The sequence below is a fragment of the Pseudomonas sp. GV047 genome (assembly GCF_003058245.1).
Taxonomy (GTDB): domain Bacteria; phylum Pseudomonadota; class Gammaproteobacteria; order Pseudomonadales; family Pseudomonadaceae; genus Aquipseudomonas; species Aquipseudomonas marginalis.
The window spans coordinates 502,424-523,879 of record NZ_QCWA01000004.1 but is presented as its reverse complement, the minus strand read 5'-3'; the positions used below and the strand labels follow the sequence as shown (position 1 = coordinate 523,879).

Genomic DNA, 21,456 nt, shown 5'->3' with positions numbered 1-21,456 from the left:
GGGGGCAAGTCGAATCGTCGCACCGCCCCTCCCACATTTGACGGTGTTCACGAGTCAAAGTGTGGGAGGGGGCTTGCCCCCGATGAGGCCAGCCCAGCCACCGCAGATCAGACAGCCAGCAACCGCTCGCGCAACTTGCCAATCTCATCGCGCGTCTGCGCCGCCGCCTCGAACTCCAGGTCGCGCGCCAACTGGTACATTTTCTCTTCCAACTGGCGAATCCGCTTGGTGATCTCACTCGGCGAGCGCAGTTCGTTTTCGTACTTGGCGCTTTCCTCGGCGGCCTTGGCCATGCCCTTGCGCTTCTTGCTGCGAGAGCCCGGCACGGTGGCGCCTTCCATGATGTCGGCAACGTCCTTGAACACGCCCTTGGGCGTAATGCCGTTTTCCAGGTTGAAGGCTATTTGCTTGTCGCGACGGCGTTGGGTCTCGCCAATCGCCCGCTCCATGGAACCGGTGATGCGGTCCGCGTAGAGAATCGCCCGGCCATTGAGGTTACGCGCCGCGCGACCGATGGTCTGGATCAGCGAGCGTTCGGAGCGCAGGAAGCCCTCCTTGTCTGCATCGAGGATCGCCACCAGCGACACTTCCGGCATGTCCAGGCCTTCGCGCAGCAGGTTGATGCCCACCAGCACATCAAAGGTGCCCAGGCGCAGGTCGCGGATGATTTCCACGCGCTCCACGGTATCGATGTCCGAGTGCAGGTAGCGCACGCGCACACCGTGGTCGGCGAGGTAGTCGGTCAAGTCTTCGGACATGCGCTTGGTCAGCGTGGTGACCAGCACACGCTCCTCCAGCGCCACGCGCTTGGTGATTTCCGAGAGCAAGTCGTCGACCTGGGTCAGCGCCGGGCGGATTTCGATCTCCGGGTCGACCAGGCCGGTGGGACGCACCAGTTGCTCGATCACACGGCCGGCATGCTCGGCCTCGTAGTTGCCCGGCGTGGCCGACACAAAGATGGTCTGCGGGCTGATGGCTTCCCACTCGTCAAAGCGCATCGGCCGGTTATCCAGTGCCGACGGCAGACGGAAGCCGTACTCCACCAGGGTTTCCTTGCGCGAACGGTCGCCCTTATACATGGCGCCCACTTGCGGCACGCTGACGTGGGATTCGTCGATCACCAGCAGTGCGTCGTCGGGCAGGTAGTCGTAGAGGGTCGGCGGCGGCGCGCCGGACTCACGGCCCGAGAGGTAGCGCGAGTAGTTTTCGATGCCGTTGCAGTAGCCCAGCTCGAGGATCATCTCCAGGTCAAAGCGCGTGCGTTGCTCCAAACGCTGGGCTTCCACCAGCTTGTTGTTGGCACGCAGGTACTCCAGGCGCTCGGCCAGCTCGACCTTGATACCCTCGATGGCGCCCATCAGGGTTTCGCGCGGGGTCACGTAGTGGCTTTTCGGATAGAAAGTGAAGCGCGGCAGCTTGCGGATCACCTCGCCGGTCAACGGGTCGAAGGCAGACAGGCTCTCGACCTCATCGTCAAACAGCTCGATGCGAATCGCCTCCAGGTCGGATTCGGCCGGGTAGATGTCGATCACATCGCCACGCACGCGGAAGGTGGCGCGGGCAAAATCCATGTCGTTGCGGGTGTACTGCAGGCTGGTCAGGCGGCGCAGCAGCTCGCGCTGGTCGAGTTTGTCGCCGCGGTCGACGTGCAGCACCATCTTCAAATAGGTTTCCGGGCTGCCCAGGCCATAGATGCACGACACCGTGGTGACGATGATCGCGTCCTTGCGCTCCAGCAGCGCCTTGGTCGCCGACAGCCGCATCTGCTCGATATGGTCGTTGATCGAAGCATCCTTCTCGATAAAGGTATCGGAGGACGGTACATACGCTTCGGGCTGGTAGTAGTCGTAGTAGGAAACGAAGTATTCCACCGCGTTGTTCGGGAAGAACGCCTTGAACTCGCCGTACAACTGCGCGGCCAAGGTCTTGTTCGGAGCCAACACCAGCGTGGGGCGGTTGATCTGCGCAATCACGTTGGCGATGCTGAAGGTCTTGCCCGAACCGGTCACCCCGAGCAGCGTCTGGTGCGCCAGGCCGGCCTCGATGCCTTCGACCATCTGGCGAATGGCCTCGGGCTGGTCGCCGGCAGGTTCAAAGCGGGTGACTAGTTGGAAATCCGACATAACGTACCTCTTGAAGTCACCCCAGACTGTAAACCCGTCGGGGACGAAAAAGACCACAACCCGCGAAGTTTCAGAGCGGGTCGTAGGAAAAAACCATGATAGCTGTAGAAGTGGTGGCGAATGTGACGGGTTTCAAGGCAATCGTCCTGTCTGCCGTGGTTGATCAATGTTGCAATAAGACTAACGGTCGGCAAATAAACCGAAAAACTTGGCCGAAAAGCCGTTTCGGTTGTCGCCCTCAGCGGTGATGGCCTCTATACTAGCTCCCCGTTTGTGCACCGCTCTAGTGCATTCGGCTGGAGCGCGACACGTCCCTCCCTTCCCCCATAGAGCTGCCGCAAAATGAGCCTGTTCTCCGCTGTCGAAATGGCACCACGCGATCCAATCCTGGGCCTCAACGAAGCATTCAACGCCGATACACGAACCACCAAGGTCAACCTTGGCGTGGGCGTTTACTGCAACGAGGAGGGGAAGATTCCACTCTTGCGTGCCGTTGCCGAAGCGGAAGCCATTCGCGTGGCGCAACACGCCGCCCGTGGCTACTTGCCGATCGACGGCATCGCGGCCTACGACAAGGCCGTGCAGACCCTGCTGTTCGGCGCTGAATCGCCACTGCTGAACGCTGGCCACGTCACCACCGTGCAAGCGGTAGGCGGCACCGGCGCCCTGAAGCTGGGTGCAGACTTCCTCAAGCAATTGCTGCCAGGCGCTGTCGTTGCGATCAGCGACCCGAGCTGGGAAAACCACCGCGCCCTGTTCGAAACCGCCGGCTTCCCGGTGCAGAACTACCGCTACTACGACGCCGCCACCCACGACGTGAACCGTGCCGGCCTGCTCGAAGACCTCAACGCCCTGCCGCCCCAGTCCATCGTGGTGCTGCACGCCTGCTGCCATAACCCGACCGGCGTCGACCTGAGCCCGGCCGACTGGCAGAACGTGCTGGACGTGGTCAAGGCCCGGAACCTGGTACCGTTCCTCGACATGGCCTACCAGGGTTTTGGCGACGGTATCCACGAAGACGCCGCTGCCGTGCGCCTGTTCGCCGAATCGGGCCTGACCTTCTTTGTCTCCAGCTCGTTCTCCAAGTCGTTCTCCCTGTACGGCGAGCGTGTGGGCGCGCTGTCCATCGTCGGCGACTCCAAGGAAGAAAGCGCGCGCATCCTGTCCCAGGTCAAGCGCGTGATCCGCACCAACTACTCCAACCCGCCAACCCATGGCGCAGCGATTGTTGCCGCGGTGCTCAACAACCCTGAGCTGCGCGCCCAGTGGGAAGCCGAACTGGCCGAGATGCGCCTGCGCATCCGTGGCATGCGTGAGCAGATGGTTGCCGAGCTGGCCAAGGCTGCTCCGGGCCACGACTTCAGCTTCGTCGGTCGCCAACGCGGGATGTTCTCCTACTCCGGCCTGACCGTTGAGCAAGTCACCCGCCTGCGCAGCGAGTTTGGTATCTACGCGCTGGATACCGGGCGTATCTGCGTGGCGGCGTTGAACCAGTCGAACATTGCTGCGGTAACAAAGGCGATTGTTCAGGTTCTATAAGCCTGACGGCGTCATACGAAGGGGGAAGCCGATGGCTTCCCCCTTTTTATTGGCGAACCCACTAGACTGAACCCTGATTGCCCCTTTGCTGTGAGAGCCCTATGAGAAACGACGACCTGGACCTGCGCGCCGACCGCGACGAATTGCACGACTACACCCCGCGCGCGCCCCAAGCCAAGCGCCAGAAAAGCCTGGTGTTGCAGGTGGCGCTCGGGGTGTTCCTGGGCGGTTTGGCGTTGTGGCTGGTGCAATTGGGCGCGACAGCAATCATGGCCAAGCTGGCCATGGGCACCTTCCAGTTTGGCGGCTAGGCCGACGCCACACCCTGCTCTTCCAGCAACTTCACAAAACTGTTCAAACTCTGCGACACGGTGCCCCGGCGCCAGATCAGCCAGGTGTGCAGGGTGCGAAAACTGTCCGTCAGCGGCCACACGCTCACCGTGGTAAACCCCGGCATGCTTTCCAGCATGCTGCGTGGCATCAGCGCCAGGCCGGCCCCGGCGCTGACACAGGCGAGCATGCCGTGGTAGGACTCCATCTCGAAGATCCTCCCCGGCACCGCGCCGTCCTGTGCGAACCAGCGCTCGAAATGGTGCCGGTAGGAACAGTTGGAGCGGAAGGTGTAGATGCTCTCCCCGTTCACATCCTGCCCTCGCGTGATCGGCGCGTGGTGCAGCGGCGCAATCACCACCATCTCCTCCTCGAACACCGCCACGCCTTCCAGGGTGGCATGCAATACCGGCCCATCGACGAACGCCGCCGCCAGCCGTCCCGACAATACGCCCTCGATCATCGTGCCTGAAGGCCCGGTGCTCAGGTCCAATTCAACCTTGGTGTGCTTCTGGTTGTAGGCCGCGAGCAGCGCCGGGATGCGCACCGCCGCCGTGCTTTCCAGGGAGCCCAGGGCAAATGCGCCCTGGGGCTCCTCCCCCGCCACCGTCGCGCGGGCTTCCTGCACCAGGTCGAGAATACGCCGCGCATAACCGAGGAAATTCCATCCGGCGGGCGACAGGCGCAGGCGACTCTTCTCGCGGATAAACAATTCCACGCCCAGATCCTGCTCCAGTTGCTTGATGCGCGTGGTCAGGTTCGACGGCACCCGATGAATCAACTGTGCGGCGGCGCTGATGCTGCCTTGCTCGGCAACGGCCTTGAAGATTTCCAGCTGCACCAGGTCCAAGTCATTCTCCAATCGTGAATGCATTGCTTAATATTATTCAGTTTCCAGAAAACATGCATCCCCGTAGGCTGAACCCATTCCACTCTTTCAGCCGGACGGTGCCATGAACGCTATTTCCCACCAGACCCACGCCCTGTCGATCAACCCCGCCACCGGCGAAACAGTCGGCAGCTATCCCTACGAAAACGCCGCGCAACTGGACGCAGCCCTCGACCGCGCCACCGCAGCCTTCCGCACCTGGCGCCGCCAGCCAGTCAGCCAGCGTGCCGAACTGCTGCTGGCCCTGGCCGGCGCACTGCGCGATCAAGCCGAAGAAATGGCGCAGATGATCACCCTGGAAATGGGCAAGCCCATCACCCAGGCCCGCGCCGAAATCGAAAAATGCGCCCAGCTCAGCGAGTGGTATGCCGCCCACGGCCCGGCCATGTTGGCCCCGGAACCCACCCTGGTGGACAACGGCAGCGCCCGGATCGAATACCGCCCGCTGGGCCCGATCCTCGCCGTGATGCCGTGGAACTTCCCGGTATGGCAAGTGCTGCGCGGCGCCGTGCCGACCCTGCTCGCCGGCAATACCTACGTGCTCAAACACGCGCCGAACGTGATGGGCAGCGCCTACCTGATGAAAGCGGCGTTGCAGAAAGCCGGTTTCGCCGAAGGCCTGTTCGAAGTGATCAACGTGACCCAGGACGGCGTCTCCACCGCCATCGCCGACCCGCGCATCGCCGCCGTCACCCTCACCGGCAGCGTACGCGCCGGCATGGCCATCGGCTCCCAGGCCGGTGCCGCGCTGAAGAAATGCGTACTGGAACTGGGCGGCTCCGACCCGTTCATCGTACTCAACGACGCCGACCTCGACGCCGCCGTGCAGGCCGCCGTGATCGGTCGTTTCCAGAACAGCGGCCAGGTCTGCGCCGCCGCCAAGCGCCTGATCATCGAAGCCGGCGTGGTGGACGCCTTCACCGCCAAGTTCGTCGAAGCCAGCCGCGCGCTGGTGATGGGCGACCCGACCTCGGCCAGCACCTACGTCGGCCCGATGGCGCGCTTCGACCTGCGCGACGAGCTGCACGGCCAGGTCCAGGCCACCCTGGAAGAAGGCGCCACCCTGCTGCTGGGCGGCCACAAAGTCGCCGGTGCCGCCAACTACTATGAGCCGACCGTACTGGCCGACGTCACCGACCAGATGACTTCGTTCAAACAGGAACTGTTTGGCCCCGTGGCGTCGATCATCACCGCCCGCGATGCCGACCACGCCGTGGCCCTGGCCAATGACAGCGAGTTCGGCCTCACCGCCAGCCTCTTCACCACCGACCCGGCCAAGGCCCGCGACATCGCCAACCAGCTGGAAACCGGCGGGATCTTCATCAATGCGTTCAGCGTGTCCGACCCTCGGGTGGCGTTTGGCGGCGTGAAGAAGAGCGGGTTCGGGCGCGAGTTGTCGCATTTTGGCCTGCGCGAATTCTGCAATGCGCAGACCGTATGGCTGGATCGCAAGTAGCAGCAGTGAACAAATGGCGTTAGCATTCTGTCCACTCGGCTTAACAGCATGTTTTTAGGGTCAGGATCGCACTGTGGAAAAGCTAAATCGCCTTCAAAGCGGAATCGAAGGGCTGGACGCTCTGCTCAAGGGAGGGCTGGTGTCTGGGGCGTCCTACATCATTCAGGGCCGCCCCGGCTCAGGTAAAACCATCCTTGCCAACCAGCTGGGGTTTCATCACGCGCGTAATGGCGGCCGAGTCCTGGTTGCCACGCTGTTGGCGGAATCCCACGACCGCCTTTTCCAGTTCCTCTCTACCCTGAGCTTTTTTGACGCCTCCCGTGTCGGCGCCGAAATCCAGTTTGTCAGCGCCTTCGACACCCTGGAAAACGAAGGCCTCGACGAAGTGGTCAAGCTGCTCAGGCGTGAGATCAGCAGGCAGAGGGCCACTGTCATGGTGGTGGACGGCTTGTTGAACGCGCGCTCAAAGGCTGACTCGCCGATCGACACGAAAAAATTCATTTCCGAACTGCAAGGGCATGCCGCCTTCGCCGGTTGCACGGTGTTGTTCCTCACCAGCTCACGCCTGGATGACGGCAGCCCCGAGCACACCATGGTCGATGGCGTGATCGAAATGGGCGAGGAACTGTTCGGCACCCGTTCCGTGCGCCGTATCCAGTTACGCAAGACCCGCGGCAGCGGCGCGCTCACCGGCCTGCACGAGTGTGAAATCAACGACGACGGCCTGGTGGTGTACCCACGCCTGGAAAGCCTCTATGGCCGGCCGTCCGCGCCCGACAGCGCCGACCTGACGCGCATCGCCAGCGGTATCGGCTCGTTGGACGCCATCCTCGGCGGCGGGCTGCACAGTTCCAGCGTGACCCTGGTCATGGGGCCGTCGGGCATCGGCAAGACCACCCTGGGCCTCAAGTTCCTCTCGGAATCGACGGTAGACGCCCCCGGCCTGCACTTCGGCTTTTACGAAAGCCCTCAGCGCCTGCGGCTCAAAGGCCAATCCCTGGGCATCGATATCCAGGAGATGGAAGACAGTGGCGCACTGACCATCGCCTGGCAGCCCACCACCGAAGGCCTGCTGGACGGGCTTGGCGCGCGATTGCTGCGCCTTGTGGAGGAAAAGGGCATCAAGCGCCTGTTCATCGACAGCTTGAGCGGCATGACCCGCGTCTCCAACAACCCGGCACGGATCACCGACTTCTACAGCGCACTGATGAACGAACTGCGCGCCAGGGGCGTCACGGTCTTCGCCACGTGGGAGATGCATGATCTGTTCGGCGCGGAGGTCACTTCCCCCGCGTCTGAACTGTCGAGCATTGCCGACAACCTCATGCTTATGCGTTTCTTCGAGATTCAGTCTGAACTTAGAAGGACGCTTTCCATTCTTAAGGTCAGAGACAGCTTTTATGACCCCTCATTATTGGAGGTGGTGATCCGTGACCAAGCCGTTGACTTAAGAAAGGTCTCAAGAAATGCCCCCTCAGTTGCATCCAATTCAGCGCTGCCTGGTTCAGCTTTTTAAGTCTTTGGGTAGGTTGAATTGACATGGCCACTATCCTGGTCGTCGATGACGAGTACTTGATCGCCGATATCCTTGCCTACGCACTGGAAGATGAGGGGTTCATGGTCGTCACAGCTGGCAATGGGAAAAAGGCGCTGGAGGTGCTGGAGCGAGAACGGCCGTCGCTGATCATCACCGATTTCATGATGCCGGTGATGGACGGTGAGGAGTTCGCCGAAGCGGTCCGTGCACTGCCGGCCGTCAAGCACCTGCCGATTATCCTGATCAGCGGCGCGCAGGCCCATATCGGCATGCAGCGCTCGGACCTGTTCGATGCGGTGCTGGACAAGCCGTTCGACATCGACAAGCTCATTACCAAGGTGAAGGAACTGCTGGGGTGACCTCAACTGCGGATATGCCGGCGCACACACTGCACCAGCCCATCCAGCGCCTGCGACTTTACCGGCGCGAGCACGCACACCGTATGTTCCTGCTGGCCTTCCTTCACGGTCAGGGTGTAGTGCACCTGGCCCGGATTTCCGGGCTCTGGCGTGGTGCTCTGCGGCAATTGAAAGAAGTTTGAAGCCTCGATCAGCTGCCGTAACTCTTGCTGGTCCGGCTCGGGCAACGTGTTCAACTCCACCGTACGAGGCTTGGTCAAACCCGGAAAAAACGCCGGCCCGCCGTTTTCCTTGATCGAAATTTGCATGGCTGTTCCTCACGTCAGACGTTAATGCCAACCGCTTTCCAGCCCTCCTTGACCGCCTTGTGCTCATCCTTGTTCGCGCCGTAGAGACGACCGGCGATATCGTAGGTTATACGCGCAAAACGTAAAAACCCCGAGTTAGGCCGCAACCGCGCATCGCGCAGCGCGTCATACCAGATACGTCCTGCGCGCTCCCAGGCAAACCCGCCAATCCGGGTCGCCACCTGATAGAACGCATGGTTGGGAATGCCGGAATTGATATGCACCCCACCATTGTCCTCGTAGGTCTGGACAAAATCATCCATATGCCCTGGTTGGGGGTCCTTGCCCAGCAGCTTGTCATCGAACGCGGTGCCGGGGGCCTTCATCGAACGCAGGGCCACGCCTTTGATCTTCTTGGTGAACAACCCTTTGCCGATCAGCCAATCGGCGTCTTCGGCGGTTTGCTTCAACGCATACTGCTTGATCAGTGAGCCGAACACGTCCGAGAGTGACTCGTTCAGCGCGCCGGACTGATTGAAATACATCAACTTGGCCTCGTCCTCGGTGACGCCGTGGGCCAATTCATGGCCAATCACATCGAGGGCCACCGTGAAGCGGTTGAACAACTGCCCATCGCCGTCGCCAAACACCATCTGGGTCGAGTTCCAGAACGCATTGTTATAGTTCTGGCCAAAGTGCACGGTGGCATCCAGCGCCATGCCGGCATCGTCGATGGAGTTGCGGTCGAACACCTCTTCGAAAAAATCGAACGTGGCACCCAAGCCGTCATAGGCTTCGTCCACGGCGGCGTCGCCACTGGCGGGCTGGCCTTCACCGCGGACCAGCTTGCCCGGCAGGCTGTCGGTGCCTTCGGCGCTGTAGATCGAGCGCCGTTTGCCGGCGCCCATGACCAGGGCCATGTGGGCCGGCCCTTTGGCGGGCACTGCGACCATGCGCAGCGAACGGAACGTGCTGTCCTTGGCGCGGGTGCGCAGCGCGATGTCGCGCTGGGCCTTATCACCGTGACGCGCGATCTGGTCGAGCATATACGGCGGGATCAGGCAGAAAATCGGGTTGCGGTGGTGGCGATCACACATTAGCTGGCTCCCTGTTGGCATATGGTGTAGCTCCGGTAACCGTTTGAGGATAGCCCCCCAGGGTTAACCCGTGTCATCAATTGTCATCAATCTATGTTGCAGTCGTGTTTATCCAAGGAGGACTTACCCATGCCAGCCCGCAAAGCCAAAATCGATCTTGCGCACCGCCCACGACTCGCCGATCTGCGCCCGTTGATCGCGACCAATCCCACCCTGATGGAAGCCCGGGCGGCGACGCCCCGTGTCACCGCGGCCAAGGATCTACAGGACCGACAGGGCTACGCCGAGGACTTTCTCAGCAGCTTCGCAGTGCCCTGGCCCACCGCCGCTGAGGCATTGGCGGACGACGTCCAACCGCTGCGCCTGGACTACACGCATTTCTCGGTGACGATGTCCCGTTCCCGACGACTGGCGCTCTACGTGGGCGTCAATATCGATGGCGGGCAGCATGTGGAGATAGTCCGCAGCAACGACACCTGGGCCTACGATGGGCGCCTGCCGATCAGCGCCCAGGTGGGCGAAGAGCTCTATGCCAGCAATGGCCTGGATCGCGGCCACCTGGTACGGCGCCAGGATCCCAACTGGGGCGACGCGGCAAACACCGCCAACCTCGACACCTTCCACTTCACCAACTGCTCGCCACAGATGAGCGGGTTCAACCAGAAGACCTGGCTGGAACTGGAGGACTACATCCTCAATAACACGCAGCGTTGGAAAGCCCGGGCAACGGTGTTCAGCGGCCCGGTGTTCGCCGACGACGACCGCCTTTACCGTGGCATCAGAATCCCCAAGGCGTTCTGGAAAGTGGTGGCCTACCTCAGCGATGACGGCAAGCCCTCCGCCAGCGCCTATATGATCGACCAAAGCCGCGAGCTGGGTCAGCTCGACCTGATGTTCGGCCAGGTCAGGACCTACCAGCGCAGCGTGATCCAGATCGAACAATTGACCGGCATCCGCTTCGCCAACCTGGCGGACTACGACGGCTTCAGCAACGAAGAGCGCGCCACGGGCACGCGAATTGAAGCGCTGATCCGAGGCCCCGAGGATATTCGTCTCTGACCGGGCCCCCTTCGGGCTGTATCGCCTGGCCCTAATCAACTACCATACCGCGCCGGTTCCCGAACGGGACTAATAGGGAATCCGAAGCGCGGTACACCGCGTCAATCGGAACTGCCCCCGCAACTGTAGGTGCCGAGCCTGCTCCCCACTGCCACTGGACCGCGTCCGGGAAGGCCGGAGCGTGGCGACGACGCATCAGTCAGGAGACCTGCCGGCCCAGTAATCACTAACCGGCGGGGTGTCCGGGAAGGGCATCCTTGCCTGCCCGTTCGGCAGCGGTCGAGGGCGTATTTCCGAACCGTACCTGCCCTGTTTCCACGTACGGTCCACACGGAGATCGCCTCATGCTGCCACGCGTTACCGCCCTGATCAGCGGCCTGGGTTTCTGCGCCCTGGCCCACGCCGCGCCAACTCAGTACCCGCTTACCCTGGAAAACTGCGGCAGCACCCTCACCTTCCCGCAGGCGCCCGCGCGCAGCGTGACCATCGGCCAGGCCGCCACCGAAATGCTCTATGCCCTCGGCGTGGCTGACCGCGTGGTGGGCACCTCGCTGTGGTTCAACAGCGTGTTGCCGCAGTTCAAGGCGCAGAACGACGGCATCGAGCGCCTGGCCAACAACGAGCCCAGCTTTGAAGCGGTGATCGCCAAGCGCCCGCAACTGGTGGCCGCCGAGCTGGAATGGGTGGTGGGCCCGCAAGGCGTGGTCGGCACTCGCGAGCAGTTTCACGACCTGAAGATCCCCACCTACCTGCTGCCCTCCGACTGCGAAGGCAAGGACAACCTGGTGGGCGCCGACGGCACGCGGCTGGAGCCGTTCCGTATCGAGACGATCTACAAGAGCATCCGCCAGCTGGCGCAGATTTTCGATGTACAGGATCGCGGCCAACAGTTGAACGATGAGCTCCAGGCGCGCCTGGCCCAATCCGTGGCCACCGTGCAGAGCAAAGGCCTCAAGCAGGCCAGCGCGCTGGTGTGGTTCTCCAGCGCCGAACTGGCCAGCGACCCCTACGTGGCCGGCCACAAGGGCATTCCGGAGTTCATGCTCGAAACCCTCGGTTTGCACAACGTGGTGCAATCCGATGAAGAATGGCCCGCCGTCGGCTGGGAAACCCTCGCCAAGGCCAACCCGACCTTCCTGGTAATCGCCCGCATGGACCGCCGCCGCTACCCCGCCGACGACCATGAAAAGAAACTCGCCTTCCTGCGCAGCGACCCGGTCACGCGCAACATGGACGCGGTGAAAAACAACCGCATCATCATCCTCGACGCTCTCGCGCTGCAGGCCAGCATCCGCATGTTCGACGGCCTTGAACACCTGGCCACGGCCATCGACGGCTACGACCTGCCGCAATGATCCGGACCTTACTCGCCCTGGCGCTATTGCTGATCGCCGTGCTCGCCGGCGTGGCCATCGGCGAAACCGCCATCTCGCCCCAGGTGGTGCTGCAGGTGCTCGCCAACAAACTGTGGGCGGCCGGTTACGTGCTGGACCCCATCGATGAAGGCGTGGTGTGGAACTACCGCCTCACCCGTGCCCTGGTGGCCGCCGCCTGCGGTGCGGGGCTGGCCACCTGCGGGGTGATTTTGCAGTCGTTGCTGCGCAACCCGTTGGCCGATCCGTACCTGCTGGGCATCAGCGCCGGGGCTTCGACCGGCGCGGTGCTGGTGGCGCTGATGGGCGTGGGCGGCGGGCTGATTTCACTGTCGGCCGGCGCCTTTGTCGGCGCGATGGCGGCGTTTGCCCTGGTGATCCTGCTGGCGCGGGCCAGCGGTTCGTCCAGCGGCACCGGGCAGATCATCCTCGCCGGCATCGCCGGCTCGCAGCTGTTCAATGCACTTACCGCGTTCCTGATCACCAAGTCCGCCAGCTCTGAACAGGCGCGCGGCATCATGTTCTGGCTGCTGGGCAACCTCAGCGGCGTGCGCTGGCCGTCGGTGTGGCTGGCGGTGCCGGTGGCGGTCACCGGCCTGGTGGTGTGCCTGTGGCATCGTCGCGCGTTGGATGCGTTCACCTTCGGCACGGATTCGGCCGCGTCCCTGGGCATCCCGGTACGCCGCGTGCAGGTGGTGCTGGTGGGGTGCGCGGCGCTGGTGACGGCGGTGATGGTGTCGATTGTCGGCTCCATCGGCTTTGTCGGCCTGGTGATCCCCCACGCGGTGCGCCTGCTGCTCGGCACCGGGCATTCGCGCCTGCTGCCCGCCAGTGCGCTGGGCGGCGCGTTATTTTTGATTGCGGCCGATGTGTTGTCGCGCACCTTGATCAAAGGCCAGGTGATCCCGGTCGGCGTGGTGACGGCGCTGGTGGGCGCGCCGGTGTTTGCGCTGATCCTGATTGGCCGGAGGAATGCGCGATGAGCGTACTGAGTTGCACCGGCCTGGGCTTCAAGGTGCGTGAGGCGGAATTGCTGCGCGATATCCACCTGGAGGTGCAACTGGGGGAAACCCTGGGGATTGTCGGGCCCAACGGCTCCGGCAAATCCACCCTGCTCAAACTGCTTGCCGGCCTGCGCACACCGGCCAGCGGCGACGTGCGCCTGGGCGGCCAGCGCCTGGGCGACCTGTCCCGCCGCGCCATCGCCCAACAGCTGGCGGTGGTAGAGCAACAGGCCGACACCGACGACGCCATCCGCGTGTTCGACGCCGTGGCGCTGGGCCGTACACCGTGGCTGTCGGCGCTGAGCCCGTGGTCCGGCGACGACGACGCCATCGTGCGCCAGGCCCTGCATGATGTGGACGCCACCCACCTGAGCCACCGCGCCTGGCGCAGCCTCTCCGGCGGCGAGCGCCAACGCGTGCACATCGCCCGTGCCCTGGCGCAACGGCCGCAGATCCTGTTGCTGGATGAGCCGACCAACCACCTGGATATCCAGCATCAACTGGCGATTTTGAAAGGCGTGCAAGGCTTGCCGGTGACCACCCTCATCGCCCTGCATGACCTGAACCAGGCGCTGACCTGCGATCGCCTGGCCGTGCTGGACCGTGGGCGCCTGGTCGCGCTGGGCAAGCCGCTGGAGGTGCTGACGCCACAGCGACTACAGGAGACATTCGGGGTGCAGGCGCATTACCTGACGGACCCGTTTGATGGGGCGCAAATACTGCGGTTGCGGTCTAACTGAACAGGACATGTCCACTACACCGGATCCTAATGTGGGAGGGGGCTTGCCCCCTCCCACATTAGGATCTACAGAGGCCTGCGCATATGGGCCGTCTGCCGGCTTAAGCCGGTACCCGATCTATCCGCCCTGAATAACACCCTTGCCTGGCGTTATGCACATGAATGTAGCTGACCTCGGGATTGGCCAACATCCGCTCAATCAAGGGCTCAATCACCAGCCCTTCCACGACATCTGCATCCACCATCATGCCTTCCTCGGAAAATGCCCGCAGGGACAGCAGCCGGATTCGCATCACCTCCGGCACCTGATTAACCGCGTCAAAAGCCTGCGTCGCCCCCTCGCGGATGAAAATCGCGTGCGACGCACGGTACGGCGAATGCGCCGGCTGGCTGACGTGATTGAGCAACAGCACGCTCTGCCCAACCTGCACGTCTTTCATCTCTATGCGGTCGGGAAAACCGGGGTGACGGTCGACTCGGTAACGCTTGATCCCTCGCGCGGCAAGCTCATCGTCGGGCAAACCAAACACACTGAGAAATGGATCGGGAGCAAGGCCCGTAATGCGGAAGTTCATGGTGGGCGCCTCTTAGGGTGAGCCCTATGAGACGAGCACCTGGACAGCGGGGGCTATCCGATTCTTGCGGTGATATTCACGGGCGGCTGGCTCGCTCGTAGCAAAGGTAGTCGTTCGAATCTGTGCCCACACAGACAAACCCGGCGCGCTCATACATCAGCCGGGCAGGGTTATCGGAACGTACGCTCAATCGCAACTTCAAGAAGTCATTCTGCCCAGCCGCCGCCACGTAAGCGTCCAGCAACGTCCGACCGATCCCCTGGCGTCGGTAAGCGTCACTGACGTTGATCGTACACAGCTCCGCAACCCCCTCCTCTGCCGTCCACAGCGAATAACCGGCGAACTGCCCGCCCACCATCGCGATCGTCAAGCGTTCGAAGTTATCGACCCAGCGCGTAAGGTGGCGCTCCAACTGGAGCCGCCAGGCGGCTTCGTGGTCGGGCTCCCAGCGGCGGATGTAGTCCTGCTCTCCCCGATAGATCGACGGCAGATCAGTCACCGTCGCCGGCCTCAACGTCAGCGCGTTCACTCACGCAACTCACACACAGCGCTGCCCTTCATACCGGAGGCATGTACGCTCACGTGGCGCACGGAAAAACCGGGCTTGTCCACGAGCTTCCTCTCTTCCCAGGCCCCACCGCTGGCGACCTGATAACCAATGGCGCCGTCCGCCTGCCAGGTCAGGCGCAACGTATACACACCGCGTTGGTCGGGGGCCCGATGGAAGAAGGTGTCGATGACCGGCTTGGCTTTGTTGAAGGTGCGCAGTTGGAACAAGCGCTGGTCGCTGTCGGTGGGCGTGTAGCTGGAAAGAAACAGGGTGTCGTCCTCGGCAGCGTCCTCGGCCGCCGCAAGAATCACCGACGGCACCCACTTTTCGCCGCGGTCCTGGTTGTCGGTAGTGACCTTGCAGGTCAACTGGCCTGTTCCGGTGACGTTCTGGCGCAGAACGGTTTCATACATCCCATAGGGCACATCGAACGTCAGTGTTTTTTCGGTGACCTGGCCACAGCCTGCCAGCAGATACAGCGCCGATAGACCGATGGCTCCTTGGAGAATCTTCACGTGCTTTCCTTTGCTTGGGGGGAATGTTTGGAGAAAAGAGGGTACCCGGCCTGCTGATAAAAGATAAGGCGGTTGTGGTGAATCGGTCCTTTCTGTGGGAAGCGGGCTTACTCTGCACTGGCTGGTTTTGGGGCTGCTTCGCAGCCCAACGCGAGCAAGCTCGCTCACCACAGAGGAATGGGTGATCCTTAAAGAGGCGCCTATACAGTTATGCCTGTTCGCCATCAATGCACTGAGTGATCCACTGCCGGCTATAGGCCAACACCCCATCCGCCATCGCCACCGGAAAATGAATAAACCCATGGGCCGACTCCGGCAGCAGGTGTGCTTCAGCGTTGGGCCACCGCTCGGCGGTCAGCAGCGTGTCATCCTTAAGCGGGTCCAACTCCCCGACAAACATCAACGCCGGGGGCAGCCCTTCAAAGTCGCCATACAACGGCGACAACGGCGGCTGTCGGCGCTCATCATCACTCAGCCCCGGCGTGAGCATGCGCAACGCTTCCACCATCCCCGGCCCGTCCAGCAGCAACGTTTCAGGCCCGGCCGCGCGTACGCTCGGTGTACCGGCCAGGTCATAAACGCCGTAGTACAGCACCGCGCCGCTTATGCGCTTGAGCAGTTCCGGCCATTGCTTGAGCGCCAGCAATGTCGCCGCCGCCAGATGCCCACCGGCCGATTCACCGACGACGATCACCGGCAGCCCGGCAAATTCATCATCCGTGAGCAGCCAACGTGCGGCGTTCAGGCAGTCTTCCATCAAGCCTTCGACCGGCGTATCCACCGCCAAGCGATAATCCACCGACACCACCGCCACGTCGCACGCCTGCAGCATGCCCAGGTTGAGGTCGTCATCCATCTGCGCATTGCCGATCACCCAGCCGCCGCCGTGGATATCCAGCACCACGCCCTTGGGCTTGCCGTTTGGCCGCAGGATGCGCACCGGGACGTCGTCGACAATCCGGCTTTCAGCCGGTATGGCACGCTTGAGCGTTTGACTGACGCGCAACAGCGCCTGGATCAAACGCGGCGTAACGCGATTGCGGATCTTGAAGCGCGGCAGCCAGGCGAGCTTCTGATTGAAGCGGCGCATCTGGGCCAGTTCCGCCTCGCTGACGGGCCACGGTTGGCGAGCCATCAGCGGTTATTACGCAGGATCGAGAAATTCAGCGCCGCCGCCACACACAGCCACGCCAGGTACGGGAACAGGATCAAGCCGGTGATCAGGTCCAGGCGCACGGCCAGCACCACCATCGCCGCCACGGTGATCCACAGCAACACGATGATCACCATCCCGGCCAGCAGGCGATGCGCGCCGAAAAATACCGGTGTCCACAGGGTATTCAGGGCAATTTGCGCAGCCCACAGCGCCAGCACCATTTGGCTGCCTGGGATCAGGCTCAAGCGATAGCCGGCCCAGGCCAGCAGCAGGTAGATGATCGTCCAGGCCACCGGGAACAGCCAATTGGGTGGGGTGAAGCTGGGTTTGACGAGGGATTCGTACCAGGCGCCGGGTTTGAAAATGACGCCGGTACTGGCGGCGGCGGCGCAGGCAAGCAGGAAGATAAAGAAGGTCATCGTCTGTCCTTGGCGGGAGTGATTTGAAACTTGGACGTGCGACACCTACCTAAAAGTTCAGCGCCAATTCATTCCGGTATCTCCAACCCGACAATCCTCAGCCAGGGCCACCGCGCCTGATAACTGCGCGCCTTCTGCTCAAACAACGCCTGCTCCGGATGCAGTGGATTAATCCGCAAAATCCCCAGTTCCACATCCTCCAACCCATACGGCGCATACACGTCGCCCGTGGCAATCTCCAAGCCGATGCACGTACCGGCCACCAGATAACGGTCGACCCCGTCGCGCGCCGACTGCAACTGCGGGTAAGGCCGACCAAAGCGCCGAGCGTACCAAAGGTGCACCCGCGCCTGGTTCTTGACCTCGACATTCACGCCAAGGTCTTTGAACAGCTCATCCGCCGCACGAATTACCGCATCCTCCGCCTCGTAGGACAGGTCGGTGTCGAAGTAAAAAACGTCGTAATCCTTCACGCCCTGATCAGCCGGCAGATTCGCCTGATGATTCCACACCGCCTGGAACAGGCAGCCCGCCGTGAGCATGCACTGGTCCACACCAAGGTCAGGCAGGCGCGCAGTGATTTCGGCGTTGATGGGGTTGGCCATGGCCAGTTCGAGCAGGGTGTCGACGGTCAATGTCATGGGGGCTCCTTCATCATCGGTACGGTCCTGGGGAGCAACGGTACAACATTGAGCGCTGGCGCCGCTTCTTCACGTCATCAAAATTCGCTAAGGTGCCGCGATGCCCTGCCCTCACCGAGACCGCCCGCCTTGGCTGACTCCCCTGCAGATCGACGCGAAAGCCCCTGGTCAGTGTTTCTGATTTTCCTGCGCCTGGGCCTTACCTCCTTTGGCGGCCCGATTGCGCACCTGGGTTATTTCCGGGACGCGTTCGTGACCCGGCGACGCTGGCTGAGCGAGCGCAGTTACGCGGATTTGGTCGCACTGTGCCAATTCCTGCCCGGCCCCGCCAGCAGCCAGGTCGGCATCGCCCTCGGCCTGTCGCGCGCGGGGTACGGCGGCGCATTGGCGGCGTGGCTCGGGTTTACCTTGCCGTCCGCCGTGGTGCTGATCCTGTTGGCCTTGGGCATCACCCGGCACAGCACCGCCATCCCTCCCGGCGCGTTGCATGGCCTTAAAGTGGTGGCCGTCGCCGTGGTCGCCCAGGCCGTGTGGGGCATGGCGCGCAACCTGTGCACCAACGCCCCGCGCGTGGCCGTGATGCTGCTCGCCGCTTGCGTGGCCCTGCTGCAAACATCGGCGTGGGGCCAGGTCGGCGTGATCCTCATCGCGGGCATGGCCGGCCTGCTGCTGTTCAAGCCCGCACCGCCCACCGCACACGACGCCCTGCCCGTGACCATCAGCCGTCGCGCCGGGGCGCTATGGCTGTCGCTGTTTGGGCTGTTGCTGGCCAGTCTGCCGATTCTCGCCCAGTGGCTGCCCACCCCAACCCTGGCCGTGACCGACGCCTTCTACCGCACCGGCGCGCTGGTATTCGGCGGCGGCCACGTGGTGCTGCCCTTGCTGCAAGCCGAAGTCGTGCCCCGCCACTGGGTGAGCAACGATGTGTTCCTCGCCGGCTACGGCGCCGTCCAAGCCATGCCCGGCCCGTTGTTCACCTTCGCCGCCTTCCTCGGCGCCTCGATGACCCAAGCGCCGAACGGCTGGCTCGGTGGCCTGCTCTGCCTGCTGGCGATCTTCACACCGTCGTTTTTACTGGTGCTGGGCGCGCTACCCTTCTGGGAAAGCCTGCGCCGCAGCCCGCGCACCCAAGCCGCGCTGGCGGGCGTGAACGCGGCGGTGGTCGGCCTGTTGCTGGCGGCGCTGTACCAGCCGGTGTGGACCAGCGCCATCTTCACCGCCCAGGACGTCGCCCTGGCGCTGATTGGCCTGGTGTCGCTGATGGTGTGGAAACTGCCACCGTGGCTGGTGGTTGTAGGAAGCGGCGCGGCGGGATGGTTATTAAGTCTTACGGTGTGAGCCGCCCAGCCACCGCGCCGTGCTCCGGCTGATGATCAGCCTTTCAACTCACCCGCCCGATGACCCGCCGCATCGTCGTAAGCCACATACAACGACTCGGCGATTTGGCTTTTGATGGCCTTGGTGGACTCCAGTCCCAACACAAAACCTTCCGCCTTACCGCCGGCACGGTTGAGTTCTTCGGGGGTGGACGCGCCGGTGATGGCGTCAAGCAGCTTGATGGCGTGAGGGCCTACACCCTTGGGAAGGCTGATTTGGTCGATGGACATGGGCGATACCTTGAAAGAGAGAGATCGGTAGCGCGTGGAACCACTGCCGGGGGTGGCATGGTAGACCGTTATACGCCGCAAGGGGCTGTTTTCCGGGTGAGCCTGATGCCCCCTTTAAACTCAAGACGCCTTCACCATGTCATTTAGCTATCATGCATCACCCCGGCCTCGCGTCATCGCGCGGGCCCCGCACACTTCATCCAACAAAGACCAGGGACAGGCAATGCCGCCATTCAAGACACTGCTCGCCGCCAGCCTGCTGCTGCTCGCGTTCATGCCGGCCACCGCCAGCGCCGGGCTCTACAGTTCCGATAAAAACAACTTCGGCACCCTGAAAACCAGCCTCACCGACGCAAGCAAGTACCGCTACGCCACGCTGGTGTCTACCACGGTCGGTGGTGACAACTTTGAAACCCTGCACCGGCTTGCCCGGATCTACGCCGACATCCTGGAAAAGGACATGGGCGTTCCCGTCAGCCTGTACGACACCGACGCCCTGCAGCTGAAAAACATCGAAAACTACCGCACTTCGGCCATCGAACAGATCCAAGACAAAAACTTTAACGCCACAGTGCAGACCTGCGCGGTCGCCAGCACCTTCCTGTACCCGTCCACGGTCTCAAACCTGCTGCGCATCATGGCTCCCGACATGGTCATCACCCGCAACGACCCCGCCGTGCATGCGCAATTGGTCGATGTGTCCAAGCACTTCCTGGCGCAGGACCTGGGTGTGTTGATGAAAATGTGCGAGGCCGCCCCTTCACGCCAGCAAGTCGGTGCGTTCAAGGCGTTTTTGGAAGCGCTGCAAAAAGAACAACCCTACATTGCCAGCACCGCACGCCTCAGCCAGCATCGCGTGCAGGCCAACGCCGAACAAACCAGCGAAGACGCCCGACGCGCAGAGATCGACCGGCAGGCATGGGCGCGCAAGGCCGAGCAAGATAAGGCCTACCAAGCCGCCGAAGACGCCCGCGACGCAAAAAGCCTCGCCGACCAAGCCGCCGTCCGCGAGGAAAAACGACTCAAGGCCCAACGCGACGAAGCCGCCCGCCAACAAGCCCTGGCCGCCCGCACGCCCGAGCAAGTGAATTGGGATAACCAACGCAACGAAGACGTGCAGCAATGCTACAAATATTCCGCCATGAACAAAGTCGCCACCGACGCCAACAACCAAGGCTTTTCCATCGAAAAAGCCGAGCAATACCTGGTGGATGCCAGGGGCCTCAAAGGCCAGGATGCCCAAGATATGCGGAGCATCATCCGAGTGGTGCGCTTGACTCACGCCAACGACACACCGAACCAAGCCTTCACAACTGAATACGACCGCTGCCTGGCGCTACGGGCCAAGAAGCATGCGGCAGCTGCAGCGAACTGACCAAGGCAAACGCTCCCCCCTGTGGCGAGGGAGCTTGCTCCCGTTGGGCTGCGCAGCAGCCCCCCAACCATTCGCAGCACAGATGAACAACAGAGCCTGGCCACCCCGTGCACATTCGCCCCTAAGCGGGTGTTCCAATTACGGCATGGAAATCCTGTACTCCGCGAGCTTGGCCTTGTTCTCCTGCTCCAGGTACTTCTTGTCGACGATCTGCGAGAACTTCATGAAGTCGGCCTTGGCGTCTTCCCTGTTGCCCAAATGGTCGTACGCGATCCCGCGCGCATAATAGGCCCAGGCGTAGTCCGGCTGGCGCTGAAGGCCGGTACTGAATGCTTCGGCGGCCTCCCGGTACTGACCCAGGTCTGTCAGTGCGAGGCCCAGATGATAGTAGGTCGGCATATTGAAGCCGGCCCCCTTTCCTGCTTCTCCCATTCCGTTGTCAAGGTTGTACTGCACGAGCTCAAGGGCTTTTTTCGGGTTACCCGCGGCGCGATACATGGCGCTCAAGTCCAGGTAGGCGCGCGGCTCAGGCTTGACCACCAGTTGCATGGATTTCTCCTTGGCGGCCAAGGCTTCGGGAAAGCGCTTGAGGTTGAGGTAGGCGTCGGCCTGCACCGCATAAATCAAACTATGCAGCGAGGCAGGCAGCGTAGCTTTCTGCAGGCATAGATCACCTTCCTGCAGCACCAGGGGGTAGTTTTCGGCTTTGGACGCCTTTAACTGGTTGGCGCAGTGGGCAAGGTTGGCTTTTTGCGGGTTCTGCATCCCTGCACAACCGGTGAGGAAGGCGGAGCAGGCAATCAGTGCGAGCCAGCGAGTATTCATG

The 21,456-nt window shown here is 62.5% G+C and carries 23 protein-coding genes and 1 riboswitch; of the genes, 11 read left to right on the top strand and 12 right to left on the bottom strand.

All coding sequences use genetic code 11. The annotated features are described in order from the left end of the window. Positions 1-107: 107 nt before the first annotated feature. A complete protein-coding gene (gene uvrB, locus C8K58_RS13580) occupies positions 108-2,123 on the bottom strand; it encodes an excinuclease ABC subunit UvrB (protein ID WP_027604059.1) in 2,016 nt (671 codons plus the stop codon). 342 nt (positions 2,124-2,465) lie between these two features. On the opposite strand from uvrB, the gene C8K58_RS13575 reads away from it, so the two are divergent. Beyond that, positions 2,466-3,662 carry an amino acid aminotransferase gene (locus C8K58_RS13575; protein ID WP_108573823.1) on the top strand — a complete coding sequence of 399 codons (1,197 nt, stop codon included), beginning with the start codon at positions 2,466-2,468 and terminating at the stop codon, positions 3,660-3,662. 101 nt (positions 3,663-3,763) lie between these two features. Further along, a complete protein-coding gene (locus C8K58_RS13570) occupies positions 3,764-3,973 on the top strand; it encodes a hypothetical protein (protein ID WP_016970937.1) in 210 nt (69 codons plus the stop codon). On the opposite strand, the gene C8K58_RS13565 is transcribed toward C8K58_RS13570, so the two are convergent. Then, positions 3,970-4,842, bottom strand: coding sequence for a LysR family transcriptional regulator (locus tag C8K58_RS13565; protein WP_098479026.1), 873 nt, complete (start codon positions 4,840-4,842; stop codon positions 3,970-3,972). The two genes, C8K58_RS13570 and C8K58_RS13565, sit on opposite strands and share 4 nt — an antisense overlap. A gap of 103 nt (positions 4,843-4,945) precedes the next feature. Here C8K58_RS13565 and C8K58_RS13560 point away from each other — a divergent pair, with 103 nt between their 5' ends. The 3 genes from C8K58_RS13560 (at position 4,946) to C8K58_RS13550 (ending at position 8,233) form a co-directional block, all read left to right on the top strand. Beyond that, complete coding sequence (locus C8K58_RS13560) at positions 4,946-6,337, top strand: aldehyde dehydrogenase family protein (RefSeq protein ID WP_108573822.1); 1,392 nt, start codon at positions 4,946-4,948, stop codon at positions 6,335-6,337. A 73-nt stretch (positions 6,338-6,410) separates the two neighbouring features. After that, positions 6,411-7,853 (top strand): ATPase domain-containing protein, encoded by a 1,443-nt coding sequence (locus C8K58_RS13555; protein WP_108573821.1) that lies wholly within the window; start codon positions 6,411-6,413, stop codon positions 7,851-7,853. Between the two features lie 23 nt (positions 7,854-7,876). Next, on the top strand, positions 7,877-8,233 hold the full coding sequence (locus C8K58_RS13550) for a response regulator (RefSeq protein WP_108573820.1): 357 nt from the start codon (positions 7,877-7,879) through the stop codon (positions 8,231-8,233). A gap of 2 nt (positions 8,234-8,235) precedes the next feature. Here C8K58_RS13550 and C8K58_RS13545 read toward each other — a convergent pair whose 3' ends face one another. Together C8K58_RS13545 and C8K58_RS13540 are read right to left on the bottom strand one after the other, a co-directional pair. Then, complete coding sequence (locus tag C8K58_RS13545) at positions 8,236-8,541, bottom strand: protealysin inhibitor emfourin (protein WP_027604053.1); 306 nt, start codon at positions 8,539-8,541, stop codon at positions 8,236-8,238. A gap of 14 nt (positions 8,542-8,555) precedes the next feature. Beyond that, on the bottom strand, positions 8,556-9,617 hold the full coding sequence (locus C8K58_RS13540) for a M4 family metallopeptidase (RefSeq protein ID WP_027604052.1): 1,062 nt from the start codon (positions 9,615-9,617) through the stop codon (positions 8,556-8,558). A 129-nt stretch (positions 9,618-9,746) separates the two neighbouring features. Between C8K58_RS13540 and C8K58_RS13535 the strand changes: the two genes are divergently transcribed. From C8K58_RS13535 to C8K58_RS13520, 4 genes are all read left to right on the top strand, one after another. After that, complete coding sequence (locus tag C8K58_RS13535; protein WP_092354936.1) at positions 9,747-10,676, top strand: DNA/RNA non-specific endonuclease; 930 nt, start codon at positions 9,747-9,749, stop codon at positions 10,674-10,676. A 36-nt stretch (positions 10,677-10,712) separates the two neighbouring features. Next, a riboswitch (cobalamin riboswitch) is annotated at positions 10,713-10,907 on the top strand. 113 nt (positions 10,908-11,020) lie between these two features. Then, positions 11,021-12,031: an ABC transporter substrate-binding protein gene (locus C8K58_RS13530; protein WP_027604050.1), complete on the top strand. Its 1,011-nt coding sequence runs from the start codon at positions 11,021-11,023 to the stop codon at positions 12,029-12,031. Continuing rightward, positions 12,028-13,032: an iron ABC transporter permease gene (locus C8K58_RS13525; RefSeq protein ID WP_027604049.1), complete on the top strand. Its 1,005-nt coding sequence runs from the start codon at positions 12,028-12,030 to the stop codon at positions 13,030-13,032. The genes C8K58_RS13530 and C8K58_RS13525 overlap by 4 nt, the downstream gene beginning before the upstream one ends. Beyond that, positions 13,029-13,793: an ABC transporter ATP-binding protein gene (locus tag C8K58_RS13520; RefSeq protein ID WP_092354939.1), complete on the top strand. Its 765-nt coding sequence runs from the start codon at positions 13,029-13,031 to the stop codon at positions 13,791-13,793. The genes C8K58_RS13525 and C8K58_RS13520 overlap by 4 nt, the downstream gene beginning before the upstream one ends. A 100-nt stretch (positions 13,794-13,893) precedes the next feature. On the opposite strand, the gene C8K58_RS13515 is transcribed toward C8K58_RS13520, so the two are convergent. The 6 genes from C8K58_RS13515 to C8K58_RS13490 form a co-directional block, all read right to left on the bottom strand. Further along, entirely contained in the window at positions 13,894-14,367 is a 474-nt protein-coding gene (locus C8K58_RS13515; protein WP_027604047.1) for a DUF1203 domain-containing protein, read from the bottom strand. 76 nt (positions 14,368-14,443) lie between these two features. Next, the gene (locus C8K58_RS13510) at positions 14,444-14,896 is read right to left on the bottom strand and encodes a GNAT family N-acetyltransferase (protein ID WP_166655304.1); all 453 of its coding nucleotides are present in this window, start codon (positions 14,894-14,896) and stop codon (positions 14,444-14,446) included. Continuing rightward, on the bottom strand, positions 14,893-15,432 hold the full coding sequence (locus C8K58_RS13505; RefSeq protein ID WP_223841618.1) for a hypothetical protein: 540 nt from the start codon (positions 15,430-15,432) through the stop codon (positions 14,893-14,895). The genes C8K58_RS13510 and C8K58_RS13505 overlap by 4 nt, the downstream gene beginning before the upstream one ends. 208 nt (positions 15,433-15,640) lie before the next feature. Beyond that, the gene (locus C8K58_RS13500; protein ID WP_108573819.1) at positions 15,641-16,567 is read right to left on the bottom strand and encodes an alpha/beta hydrolase fold domain-containing protein; all 927 of its coding nucleotides are present in this window, start codon (positions 16,565-16,567) and stop codon (positions 15,641-15,643) included. Continuing rightward, entirely contained in the window at positions 16,567-17,007 is a 441-nt protein-coding gene (locus C8K58_RS13495; protein ID WP_065925072.1) for a TspO/MBR family protein, read from the bottom strand. The genes C8K58_RS13500 and C8K58_RS13495 overlap by 1 nt, the downstream gene beginning before the upstream one ends. Positions 17,008-17,075: 68 nt before the next feature. Next, positions 17,076-17,648, bottom strand: coding sequence for a nucleotidyltransferase family protein (locus C8K58_RS13490; protein WP_108573818.1), 573 nt, complete (start codon positions 17,646-17,648; stop codon positions 17,076-17,078). A gap of 129 nt (positions 17,649-17,777) precedes the next feature. Between C8K58_RS13490 and chrA the strand changes: the two genes are divergently transcribed. Continuing rightward, complete coding sequence (chrA, locus tag C8K58_RS13485) at positions 17,778-18,986, top strand: chromate efflux transporter (RefSeq protein WP_092354942.1); 1,209 nt, start codon at positions 17,778-17,780, stop codon at positions 18,984-18,986. 35 nt (positions 18,987-19,021) lie between these two features. Here the strand turns inward: chrA and C8K58_RS13480 are convergent, their stop codons facing one another. Continuing rightward, positions 19,022-19,255 (bottom strand): hypothetical protein, encoded by a 234-nt coding sequence (locus C8K58_RS13480; protein ID WP_074847337.1) that lies wholly within the window; start codon positions 19,253-19,255, stop codon positions 19,022-19,024. A gap of 223 nt (positions 19,256-19,478) precedes the next feature. Here C8K58_RS13480 and C8K58_RS13475 point away from each other — a divergent pair, with 223 nt between their 5' ends. Then, positions 19,479-20,630 carry a hypothetical protein gene (locus C8K58_RS13475; RefSeq protein ID WP_092354945.1) on the top strand — a complete coding sequence of 384 codons (1,152 nt, stop codon included), beginning with the start codon at positions 19,479-19,481 and terminating at the stop codon, positions 20,628-20,630. Positions 20,631-20,768: 138 nt separating this feature from the next. On the opposite strand, the gene C8K58_RS13470 is transcribed toward C8K58_RS13475, so the two are convergent. Beyond that, positions 20,769-21,455: a tetratricopeptide repeat protein gene (locus tag C8K58_RS13470; protein ID WP_175472291.1), complete on the bottom strand. Its 687-nt coding sequence runs from the start codon at positions 21,453-21,455 to the stop codon at positions 20,769-20,771. Position 21,456 lies beyond the last annotated feature (1 nt).